9 protein-coding genes and 1 riboswitch are annotated in these 11078 nt (G+C 56.0%); of the genes, 2 read left to right on the top strand and 7 right to left on the bottom strand.

Annotated elements, in window-relative coordinates:
• Positions 1-112: 112 nt before the first annotated feature.
• Positions 113-370 carry an exopolysaccharide production protein YjbE gene (yjbE, locus tag KTJ90_RS17940; RefSeq protein ID WP_008926598.1) on the bottom strand — a complete coding sequence of 86 codons (258 nt, stop codon included), beginning with the start codon at positions 368-370 and terminating at the stop codon, positions 113-115.
• A 566-nt stretch (positions 371-936) separates the two neighbouring features.
• A complete protein-coding gene (pgi, locus tag KTJ90_RS17935; protein ID WP_499025635.1) occupies positions 937-2583 on the bottom strand; it encodes a glucose-6-phosphate isomerase in 1647 nt (548 codons plus the stop codon).
• Positions 2584-2974: 391 nt separating this feature from the next.
• A riboswitch (Lysine riboswitch) is annotated at positions 2975-3167 on the top strand.
• Positions 3168-3280: 113 nt separating this feature from the next.
• Between pgi and lysC the strand changes: the two genes are divergently transcribed.
• Together lysC and panS are read left to right on the top strand one after the other, a co-directional pair.
• Positions 3281-4633 (top strand): lysine-sensitive aspartokinase 3, encoded by a 1353-nt coding sequence (gene lysC, locus KTJ90_RS17930; protein ID WP_003855819.1) that lies wholly within the window; start codon positions 3281-3283, stop codon positions 4631-4633.
• Positions 4634-4893: 260 nt separating this feature from the next.
• Positions 4894-5811: a ketopantoate/pantoate/pantothenate transporter PanS gene (gene panS / locus KTJ90_RS17925; protein WP_003855809.1), complete on the top strand. Its 918-nt coding sequence runs from the start codon at positions 4894-4896 to the stop codon at positions 5809-5811.
• A gap of 85 nt (positions 5812-5896) precedes the next feature.
• On the opposite strand, the gene KTJ90_RS17920 is transcribed toward panS, so the two are convergent.
• From KTJ90_RS17920 to KTJ90_RS17900, 5 genes are all read right to left on the bottom strand, one after another.
• Positions 5897-7522 carry a Na/Pi cotransporter family protein gene (locus tag KTJ90_RS17920; RefSeq protein WP_499025632.1) on the bottom strand — a complete coding sequence of 542 codons (1626 nt, stop codon included), beginning with the start codon at positions 7520-7522 and terminating at the stop codon, positions 5897-5899.
• 109 nt (positions 7523-7631) lie between these two features.
• On the bottom strand, positions 7632-8624 hold the full coding sequence (locus tag KTJ90_RS17915; RefSeq protein ID WP_003855804.1) for an ABC transporter ATP-binding protein: 993 nt from the start codon (positions 8622-8624) through the stop codon (positions 7632-7634).
• 2 nt (positions 8625-8626) lie between these two features.
• Entirely contained in the window at positions 8627-9412 is a 786-nt protein-coding gene (locus KTJ90_RS17910; RefSeq protein WP_003855803.1) for an ABC transporter permease, read from the bottom strand.
• Positions 9413-9423: 11 nt separating this feature from the next.
• Positions 9424-10269: an ABC transporter permease gene (locus KTJ90_RS17905; protein WP_003855801.1), complete on the bottom strand. Its 846-nt coding sequence runs from the start codon at positions 10267-10269 to the stop codon at positions 9424-9426.
• Positions 10266-11078, bottom strand: coding sequence for an alkaline phosphatase family protein (locus tag KTJ90_RS17900; RefSeq protein ID WP_003855799.1), 813 nt, complete (start codon positions 11076-11078; stop codon positions 10266-10268). Before KTJ90_RS17900 ends, KTJ90_RS17905 begins: the two co-directional genes overlap by 4 nt.

Genomic DNA, 11078 nt, shown 5'->3' with positions numbered 1-11078 from the left:
TCTGGCTGCAAAGCGGCAGACAATGTGGCTCCGCTGAAATCCTCACCGTAGTCAGTTTTTCAGCCTCGCCGGTTTGTTACCGTTCAGTAATCAGACGCGTTTCGGGCATCCATCAACGAGTGGTGCTCGTCGTGGTTGTGGTTGTTGTACCGGTATTTGCACCGTCACCACCGCCAGAAGCGGCAATGCCGAGCCCGACCAACGCACCAAGTGCGCCGATACCGACAGCGGTAGAAGCACCAGCAGAGATTGCTCCCGCCTGCGCGCCTGCTGCCGTACCTGCTTCACCTGCTTCCTGCGGCGCAGCAAATGCGCTTGAGGAGGCGGCAACGAGGATCAAGGCTGCACCGGCAACCATAGTTTTTTTCATAACAACGTTTCCTGCATTGAGTGAATGAAGGATCTCTGACCAGCGACAATGGCTATGCAGACAGGCTGCGACCAGTGCGACGGACAGTCCCATTGCGGGCGCGTTCATTATAGGGCAACAAAATATCAGAGTTCAGTGCTATAAAAACCAGGTCAAATGGCGGGATGATTGCGTGATTTAATCAGTAATATTGGGGATAACTGCTTTTTATATCGGAGTATTTCCGGTTGATACCCTATATTTCGCTGCTGCTAAGGGGAATGCAAAGCGTAATGTTCTTTTTTATTTATAAATGGTACGGAATAAGAATAATCAGAATTTACTCAGAAGGTCTTAAATTAAATATGGCTATGAATCAATAGTTAACCTCGTAACGTCGCTATTATCAGATCCACTTTATACTGGATTAAACGCTGTTCCGGAGCGTGATGTTCAGAATTATCCTGGGGTATTTTAAGACTTTTCCCGTGCTGGCAGGCATCTCTGTCCTGATGAATTACCCAATAAGATGTTAAAACAGACAAAAAAAGGGCGACAAGGTTGCCGCCCGGTAAAATTAATGCCGATTAACGCCAGGATTTATAACGATTAATTAAGGCATTGGTGGAACTGTCGTGAGTGGTAATTTCATCCTCATTTTCCAGTTCCGGCAGAATACGGTTTGCCAGCTGCTTACCTAATTCCACACCCCACTGATCGAAAGTGTAGATATTCAGGATGGCGCCCTGAGTGAAGATTTTGTGCTCATACAGGGCAATCAGCGCACCCAGGCTGTATGGGGTGATCTCACGCAGCAGGATGGAGTTAGTCGGGCGGTTCCCTTCAAACACTTTGAACGGCACGATATGGGCCACTGACTCTGCAGATTTACCGGCATCGGTAAACTCTTTCTCGACAACGTCGCGTGATTTACCAAACGCCAGCGCTTCGGTCTGGGCAAAGAAGTTAGAGAGCAGCTTCGGATGGTGATCTGTCAGCGCGTTATGGGTAATAGCCGGCGCAATAAAGTCACACGGAACCAGCTTGGTGCCCTGATGGATCAGCTGATAAAACGCGTGCTGACCGTTAGTGCCAGGTTCACCCCAGATGATGGGGCCAGTCTGGTAGTCCACCGGATGACCGGCGCGATCCACATACTTGCCGTTTGACTCCATATTTCCCTGCTGGAAATAGGCGGCAAAGCGGTGCATGTACTGGTCATAAGGCAGAATCGCTTCGGTTTCAGCACCAAAGAAATTGTTGTACCAGATGCCAATCAGCGCCAGCAGCACCGGCAGGTTCTGCTCAGCCGGGGTCGTTGCGAAATGCTGGTCCATGGCATGTGCGCCGCTCAGCAGCTGCTCGAAGTTTTCGAAGCCAATTGAGAGAATGATCGACAGACCGATGGCTGACCACAGTGAATAGCGGCCGCCAACCCAGTCCCAGAATTCAAACATGTTGTTGGTGTCGATACCGAATTCACCCACCGCTTTGGCATTGGTCGACAGCGCAGCAAAGTGTTTCGCTACGTGCTGCTGATCGCCAGCAGTTTTCAGGAACCAGTCGCGCGCACTGTGGGCGTTGGTCATAGTTTCCTGAGTCGTGAAGGTCTTGGAGGCAACCAGGAACAGGGTGGTTTCCGGGCTGAGGTCTTTCAGCGTTTCGGCGATATGGGTGCCGTCAACGTTGGAGACAAAATGCATGTTCAGATGGTTTTTATACGGGCGCAGCGCCTCTGTCACCATAAACGGGCCGAGGTCGGAGCCGCCGATGCCGATATTCACCACGTCAGTGATCGCTTTACCGGTATAGCCTTTCCATTCGCCGCTGATGATGCGCTCTGAGAAGCCTTTCATCTTGTCCAGCACCGCGTTGACGTCTGGCATCACATCTTTGCCATCCACCAGAATCGGCGTGTTGCTCCGGTTGCGCAGTGCGACATGCAACACCGCACGATCTTCAGTGCGGTTAATCTTCTCACCCGAGAACATAGACTTGATGGCACCGCTGAGATCGGTCTCTTTGGCCAGCGCCTGGAGCTTAGCGAGCGTTTCCTGGGTGATGCGGTTTTTGGAGAAATCCACCAGCATCTGATCATCAAAGGTGGCAGAGAATTTGGCAAAACGATCGGCATCCTGGGCGAACAGATCGGCAATTTCTACCGATTTCATCTGCTCAAAATGCTGTTGCAGCGCTTTCCAGGCTGCGGTTTGTGTCGGATTGATATTTTTCATGGCAACACTCTTGTTGATATTAAGAACCGTCATTCCATCGGAGGCACATCATGCCCGTTTAGCGTTTCAGTATGACCACAGTTGTAACTGAAAGGAAAAATTTTGTCAGCGCGCACCGGACAGGCGATCGGCACGCTGTGGTTTATCGTCAGCATTCACTGGCGCGAACACCCTGCGGTGCACAGACCCCGCGCGCAGCAAAGTGTGGCGCAAAAGTCTGCGCAAAACGTTGTGCCGTATCAGGGATTGCTGCAGGTGCTGAACCCATTAAGCACTGTAGCCGCTGCGGCGCGGGTTAATTTGTTTTCTGATGCGGCTCTCCAGCCATCGCTGACATTGACAGCAGGTCCAGAAAAGGCTAAATCTATGCGCCTACTTGCGCACCTGTGCGCAAGCCAGAAGAGGCGCGTCGCCCAGGTAGTGTGTTGGAGGAACCGTATCCGGTGAAAACACATAATGGGGAGCGACGCCGAGGTGGGTCAGCACACGGTGTGCTGCCTGTCGGCTACAGGGGCTGAATCCTCTGGGTTGTCACCAGAAACGTCTGCAGTCGACGTTTCGCAAGGTGGGGCGCTTCTGGGTGACTCGTCTATCTGATCTTGTCCGCCCGTTTCTGCTCTTTCCTTGTGCCTGGCTGAAAGAATGTTTCTCGACCCTTTCATCGGCGAGAACAAGATAACCTGACACGAGGTCCTACATGTCTCAAACTCTGATAGTGGCAAAATTTGGCGGCACCAGCGTAGCCGATTTTGAAGCGATGAACCGCAGCGCCGATGTGGTGTTGCAGGACGCCAGTACGCGTCTGGTTGTGCTCTCTGCTTCGGCGGGCATTACCAATCTGCTGGTGGCGCTGGCTGAAGGCCAGCAGGCTCCGCAGCGCGCTGTTCTGCTTGATGATATCCGCCGTATTCAGTATGCCATTGTCGATCGCCTGCAGCATCCGGAAGTGATCCGCGATGAAATCGATCGGATGATCGACAATATCAGCATGCTCTCTGAAGCGGCTTCACTGGCCACCTCTAACGCCCTGACTGATGAACTGGTCAGCCACGGCGAGCTGATGTCATCACTGCTGTTTGTGGAAATTCTGCGTGAACGTCAGGTTAACGCGGAGTGGTTCGATGTCCGTAAAGTGATGCGCACCGACGATCATTTTGGCCGGGCTGTACCGGATGTTGAGGTGCTGGCGGAGCAGGCGACGGCGCAGTTACAGCCGCGCATCGGGCAGGCATTGGTCATTACTCAGGGCTTCATTGGCAGTGAACGTGAGGGGCGCACCACCACCTTAGGGCGTGGCGGCAGTGATTACACCGCCGCGCTGCTGGGCGAAGCGCTGAATGCGGCACGAGTGGATATCTGGACAGATGTGCCAGGCATCTACACCACCGATCCCCGCGTGGTGCCGACGGCGAAGCGCATTGACGAGATCACTTTTGAAGAAGCCGCCGAAATGGCGACGTTTGGCGCGAAAGTGCTGCATCCCGCGACACTGCTTCCTGCTGTGCGTCGGGGTATTCCGGTCTTCGTCGGTTCCAGCAAGGATCCGGCAGCGGGCGGAACCCGCGTCTGCAACGAAACCCGTAACCCGCCGTTGTTCCGGGCGCTGGCTTTACGCCGCAAGCAGACGCTGTTAACGCTGCATAGCCTTAACATGCTGCATACGTTTGGTTTCCTCGCCGAACTCTTCAACATTCTGGCACGTCACAACGTCTCGGTTGACCTGATCACCACCTCCGAAGTGAGCGTGGCGCTGACCCTCGACACCACCGGCTCGACCTCAACCAGCGCCAGTCTGCTGACCCAGGCCTTGCTGACTGAACTCTCGTCGCTGTGCCGGGTAGAGGTGGAAGAAGATCTGGCGCTGGTGGCGATTATCGGCAACCAGCTGTCAAAAGCGTGCGGTGTCGGCAAAGAGGTGTTTGGTGTACTCGATCCGTTCAACCTGCGGATGATTTGCTACGGTGCCAGCAGCTACAATCTCTGCTTCCTGGTGCCCGGCAACGATGCGGAAAGCGTGGTACGTACCCTGCATCGCAATCTGTTCGAGTAATCCTCTGGTTAATGCCGATTATCGGTGCCGTGCCAGGTGGTTCGATCTACCGTGGTTTAGAGGAAAAAGCAGCGTAATTTCGCCAATATTCTGCGGATCGGCAGCAGTCGATCCGCATTTTGCCGCCTCGCCACATCTTCGCCTTACGCCATGATAATGAAATGTTATGATCCCGCCTTCGTCACGGCAGTCGTTCCTGTCTGGCGATTCTCTATGGCAAACCTGCATAAAACATAACATTCTTATAAGGAAGTCTGGCTATGCTCGCCACGTTAACCCGCCTGTTCCCGCTCTGGGCCGTGCTGTTGTCTGTCGCCGCGTATTACTCTCCTGGTACCTTTCTCGGCATCGGCCCCTGGGTCACCTATCTGCTGATGCTGATTATGTTCGGCATGGGTGTGACGCTGAATATCGACGATTTCAAACGGGTGCTGACCCGACCTGCGCCGGTAATTGCCGGAACTTTCCTGCACTATCTGGTGATGCCGTTAGCCGCCTGGGGACTGGCAAAACTGTTTCATATGCCGCCCGATCTGGCAGCCGGCATGATTCTGGTCGGCTCCGTGGCCAGCGGCACCGCCAGCAACGTGATGATCTATCTGGCGAAAGGGGATGTGGCGCTGTCGGTCACGATCTCGTCAGTTTCTGCGCTGGTGGGGGTGTTCGCCACGCCGTTGTTAACCCGCTTTTACGTTGATACCCACATTCAGGTTGATGTGGTGGGTATGCTGCTGAGTATTGTGAAGATCGTGGTGATCCCGATTAGCCTTGGACTGATCATTCATCACAGCATGAACAGCGTGGTTCGCCGGGTGGAACCCTGGCTGCCTGCATTTTCCATGGTCTGCATTCTGCTGATCATCAGCGCGGTGGTGGCGGGCAGTCAGGGCTTTATTGGATCGGTGGGTCTGATGGTGATCGCGGCGGTAATCCTGCATAACGCGATTGGCCTGCTTGGTGGTTACTGGGGTGGCAAGCTGTTTGGTTTCGATGAGTCGACCTGCCGTACGCTGGCGCTGGAAGTTGGCATGCAGAACTCCGGGCTGGCGGCGACGCTGGGCAAACTCTACTTCTCACCGCTGGCGGCATTGCCGGGCGCGCTGTTCTCGGTGTGGCACAACCTGTCAGGTTCACTGCTGGCGGGTTACTGGTCCGGTAAGCCGATTAAGAAGAAGTAACTGTGGCGGCGCATGATGATGCGCCGCTTCTCATTATTGTTGCGCCGGGTGTTTTCAGCCTGGCGCAATGGTCTGTTCACACGCCTTATTCGTAATCCCGCTCATCGTCGGGCTGTTCCAGCACGGTATAGGCCACGCTGCAGAACAGCGAATTCAGACGCTTCATGTCGCCGAGTAGACCAAGGTGCAGTGAGCTGGTCTCAATGCTCTGCACGTTCTGCTGGTGCAGGCGATCAACATGGGCGTGAGAGTAGCGGCGAATCATCAGGCGGAAGCGATGTTTCGCGCGGCGCAGCCGTTTGGCGCTGGTGACATTATGCGACAGAAACACCGACAGGCTCATTCTGAGGTTGGCAATCAACAGCTCCTGCAGCTCCTGCAGCTCTTTTAATCCCTCGGCAGAAAACGCGCGGCCCGCTGCCAGCGACTTGTCAGCCACATCGCCGCTCATCCGTTCAATAATGTCTCCGGCCTGCTCCAGATTCAGCGACATCTCGATAATTTCGCCCCAGCGGCGCGAATCCTCTTCGGGGAGATCCTCTTTTGGCATCCGCGCCAGATAGAGCTTGATGGCGGTATAGAGCACATCGACATCATCATCCAGCCGACGCACCGTGCGCTCCTCGCGGGATTCGCCATGCACGACTTTATTAAACGCCTCCAGCATCTGTTCCACCACGTCACCGATGCGCAGCGCTTCGCGGGCGGCATTCACCAGCGCCAGCGCCGGGGTATCCAGCGCGCTGCGATCGAGATGCTTAGGCTTGAGGTGCAGTGCGTTATCGACGTCGTCGGCAATCATACGACGGCAAAGGCGCGCCATCAGGTCAGCAAACGGCACCATCGCCACGCAGCGAATCAGGTTGTAAAACACATGGAAGAAAATCACTAACTCTTCATCGTTAACCGGCAGCTTATCAAGCCAGGTAGCCACAATATCGACAAACGGCAGGATTACGATGCAGCCAACGAACTTAAATAGCAGGCTGCCGAGCGCCACGCGTTTACCGGCGGCATTCGAGCCGCTGGCGTTGATCATTGCCAGCAGGCCACTCCCAAGGTTGGCACCAATCACCAGACAGAGCGCGACCTTGAACGAAATGACCCCGGTGGCGGTCAGCGTTGCGGTGATCAGCACGGCGGCCAGACTGGAGTAACTGATAATGGCGAATACCGCACCCAGCAGTGCATCAAGCATCACGTCGCCGGTCAGGCTGGAGAAGAGGACCTGGACACCGGCGGCCTGGGTAATCGGACGAGCCGCTTCAACAATCAGCTGCAATGCCAGCAAAATCAGGCCCAGACCAATGCTGGCCCGGCCTAACTGACCGGCGCGGGTCTGCTTGCGGCTGAGGAAAAAGACCACGCCAAAAAAGATAAACAGCGGTGAAAGCCAGGAGAGATCAAAGGTCAGGATACGCGCCATGATGGCGGTACCGACATCCGCACCCAGAATCACTACCAGCGCGGGTGTCAGGCTGACCAGATTCTGCGCCACAAACGAGGTGACCAGCAAGGTCGTGGCGTTGCTGCTCTGCACCAGGGTGGTCACACCGATGCCCGCCAGAAACGCCATCGGTTTTTTTTCTATGCTGCGGCTCAGGACGCGGCGCAGATCGGCACCATAGACCCGCATGATACCGGTTCGCACAATATGCGTGCCCCAGACCAGCAGGGCCACTGCAGAGAGTAGATTAAGCAGGGTTAACACGTGGTGTCGCTCCTTGTGTCAGGCTGCAAGCAGCACAGACTGCCAGCCTGACAGAGAGAGCAATCTGTGAAAGGGGATTGCCGTACTATGCGTGATTTTTTCCTGTGTTTTAAGCAACCTGGCGCAAAGTCGACATCTCTAATTGTAGACCAATCTTCCTGCCTGCGGGGTGCAAATCCGCCGCCGAGCGGTTTAGCACATCCACTGAAAGTTCGACGTCATGCGCACGGATCCGATAGCGGATCACGTTGCCCAGCAGACTGTGGCTGAGAATTTCCGCAGGAATGCCCTGGTCTGGCGCGGTGAACAGCATCGATTCCGGACGAATGGCCACCTGGCTATTAAAAGGCTGACCGGTCAGTCGCGTTGCCTGTTCAGCACTCAACAGGTTGTAGTTGCCAATAAATCCGGCGGCGAATAGATCGACCGGCTGGGTATAGAGTGCTTCGGCGTCGCCGTTCTGCACGATTTTGCCCCGGTTCATCAGCACGATGCGATCGGAGAGCGTCAGCGCCTCCTCCTGGTCATGGGTCACGAACAGGGTGGTGAGATTCAGCTCACGCTGGATGCGCCGGATCTGATCGCGCAGATGACGACGGATACGCGCATCCAGCGCCGACAGCGGCTCATCCAGTAGCAGCAGTCGCGGACGCGTCACCAGTGAACGCGCCAGCGCCACGCGCTGACACTGCCCGCCCGACAGCTGGTGCGGATAACGGCGCGCATAGTCGCTGAGTTCAACCAGCTCCAGCACCTCCAGCACCCGCTGGCGGATTTGTGCTTCGGGCAGTTTCTGCATCTTCAGGCCAAACGCGACGTTCTTCTCCACCGTCATGTTGGGAAACAGCGCATAACTCTGGAACACCATGCCGATGGCGCGCTTCTGCGGGGCCAGCGGCACAATATCTTTGCCTTCCAGCCGGATTTCACCGCTGTCGACGCTGGTTAGTCCCGCCAGACAGCGCAGCAGCGTTGATTTACCGCAGCCGCTGGGGCCAAGCAGGGTGACAAATTCCCCTTCAGCGGCGCTGAAATCGATCTGCTCGAAAATGGGCGTCGGTCCATAGGACTTGTTCAGCTCTCTGACCTCAAGGTAACTCATATTCAGCCTCGTTCGGGATTCAGGGCGTTGGCCAGCCAGGTGACCAGCAGCACCACAAAGAAGTAGGAGATCACCAGCGCGCTGGTGAAGTGACCGCTGCCGTTACGCATGTTGAAGAGGTAAACCTGCAGGGTTTCATAGCGGTTGCCGACCAGCAGGTTAGCGAAGACAAACTCACCAATCAGAAAGGAGAAAGAGAGCAGTACGGCAATCAGCATCCCTTTGCGCAGGTTGGGGAGCACCACCCAGATCGCTGCCTGCCAGGTACTGGCCCCCAGCAGCTGTGCAGCATCAATCAGCTCTTTGAGATTGATCGCCTGCATATTGTTCGACAGTGCCCGGTAGATAAAGGGGAGTGCGATAGTGAAATAACAGCCAATCAGGATCCACGGCGTGCCGGTCAGCATCAGTGGTGACGACGAGTAGAGCTGGAGTAATCCCACGGATGACACCACTGGCGGCACGGCGAACGGCATCAGGATCAGGATGTTCATTACTGAATCCAGCCGGGGAAAGTAGTAAGCAATTACAAACATGGCAGGCAGCACCAGCGCTAGCGAGAACAGCAGCGCACCAAAGCAAATCAGCAGCGAATGGCCCAGCGCCGTCAAAAATCGCGGGTCGCTCCAGAGCTGGATGAACCACTTCAGGCTGTAGCCCTGCGGCAGAATGGTATTGCTCCAGTCGGAGGAGATTGCATAAAGCAGCGTGGCCAGCAACGGCAGCGCCAGCAGGGTAAAGAGTAACCCGACCATGATTCGATGATAGAGGTGCTCAGCACGTGACATGACGGCTCCTTTCATGGCTGTTTCGCATTGAGATAGCTGCGGCGCACCAGATACTGCTGTACCAGGGTAATCAGCGCCATGATAGCCACCAGCAACATTGCCAGCGCGCTGCCGGTGTTGGGATCCAGCGAGATATCACCGGAAACCAATGCAGCGATGCGCACCGGAACCACGTTGAAATTACCGGTGGTCAGGGCGTAAATCGTGGCGTAAGCGCCGAGGGCATTCGCCAGCAGAATCACAAAGGTTCCGAGCAGCGCCGGGAAAAGAATTGGCAGTCCGATGTGCCACCAGTAGCGCCAGCGGCTGGCGCCCAGTAGTGCGGCCGACTCCTGCCACTCTTTTTTCAGCCCGTCGAAGGCGGGATAGAGCAGCAGCACGCCCAGCGGAATCTGAAACCAGGTGTAGACCAGTACCATGCCGTTGCGCGAGAAGAGTCTGAAGCTCTCAATCACACCATAATGGCGCAGCAGCAGCGTCAGGCAGCCGTTCAGCCCCAGCAGAATCACAAAGGCAAACGCCAGCGGGACACCGGCAAAGTTACTGGTCATGTTGGTAAAGGAGATAAGAAAGCGCTGCAGTCGTCCGCCGCCGAGCTGATGCAGCGAATAGCCGGTGACCAGCGCAATCAGTAATCCCCAGACGCTGGACCAGAGCGAGATATCCAGCGAAAAGCGAAATGCCTGCTGGTAGAAGGGTGAGGTGAGGATGTCGTGATAGTTATCCCAGCCCCACTGGCTGTTCATGTCACTCCAGAAGCTGTTGATGGCGATCCACAACAGCGGTGCCAGCTGGAAGGCGACCCAGAACAGGGTGAAAGGTAACAGCAGCAGCAGTGCGACGCCTTTTCCCTTCATCTTTGTGACTCCGCCAGCAGGCCGCGGCAGACCGGCTTGTCATGCGCCACCTCAAGCAGTTCACACAGCGTGCCACACAGGTCGGTTTGCTGCGGCGCAAGGTCAGGCTGCAGCGAGAAAGCATGACCAAAGACAAACAGCGGCACCGTGGTCTCCTCCGGCAGAATCCCGCCGTGGGAGCGATCGTCATTCATGCCGTGATCGGCGGTCACCATCACCTGATAGCCCTCGGCCAGCCACAGCGGCATCCACTGCGACAGCAGGCCGTCGGCGATACGTGCCCGGTTGCGGTACTGCGGCGAAGAGAGCCCCGACTTATGACCGGCATCGTCGATATTCATCGGGTGGATCAGCAGAAAATCGGGATCGTGACGCAGCCGCAGGCTCTCCGCATCTTCAAACAGATGCGAGTCAGGATAGCTATCGTCAGAGTAGAAGTGGCCGAACTGAATGGGCAGGTCCGGCGCATCGGTGTGACGATCGCGCGCCGGAACGAACGGAGTGCGGTTGTAAAGCTCACTCACCCAGTGGTAGGCCGCCGCCGCCGTAGTCAGGCCCGCCGCACGCGCAAAGTGAAACACGCTGCGCTCGCGACTTAACCGGCTGACGCCATTATGAATAATGCCGCTTCTGACCGGCGGAACCCCGGTCAGAATGCACTCATAAAGCGGGCGCGACAGCGACGGCAATTCACAGGTCATACGGTAATAGAACCCGTTGCCCTGTGAACATTCGGCATGCAGGTAACCCATTGCATGTTGTGCGACCTGATTGCTCAGGCCGTCCAGCACTACCAGGATGGTCTTCAT

Source organism: Pantoea jilinensis, assembly GCF_019104105.1.
Classification (GTDB): Bacteria; Pseudomonadota; Gammaproteobacteria; order Enterobacterales; family Enterobacteriaceae; genus Pantoea; species Pantoea eucalypti.
The sequence above is the reverse complement of the archived record's forward strand: the minus strand, read 5'-3'. Positions and strand labels throughout refer to the sequence as shown.

Coding starts and splice junctions, on each gene's coding strand:
- yjbE (WP_008926598.1), bottom strand. CDS start 370: ATGAAAAAAACTATGGTTGCCGGTGCAGCCTTGATCCTCGTTGCCGCC.
- pgi (WP_499025635.1), bottom strand. CDS start 2,583: ATGAAAAATATCAATCCGACACAAACCGCAGCCTGGAAAGCGCTGCAA.
- lysC (WP_003855819.1), top strand. CDS start 3,281: ATGTCTCAAACTCTGATAGTGGCAAAATTTGGCGGCACCAGCGTAGCC.
- panS (WP_003855809.1), top strand. CDS start 4,894: ATGCTCGCCACGTTAACCCGCCTGTTCCCGCTCTGGGCCGTGCTGTTG.
- KTJ90_RS17915 (WP_003855804.1), bottom strand. CDS start 8,624: ATGAGTTACCTTGAGGTCAGAGAGCTGAACAAGTCCTATGGACCGACG.
- KTJ90_RS17910 (WP_003855803.1), bottom strand. CDS start 9,412: ATGTCACGTGCTGAGCACCTCTATCATCGAATCATGGTCGGGTTACTC.
- KTJ90_RS17905 (WP_003855801.1), bottom strand. CDS start 10,269: ATGAAGGGAAAAGGCGTCGCACTGCTGCTGCTGTTACCTTTCACCCTG.
- KTJ90_RS17900 (WP_003855799.1), bottom strand. CDS start 11,078: ATGAAGACCATCCTGGTAGTGCTGGACGGCCTGAGCAATCAGGTCGCA.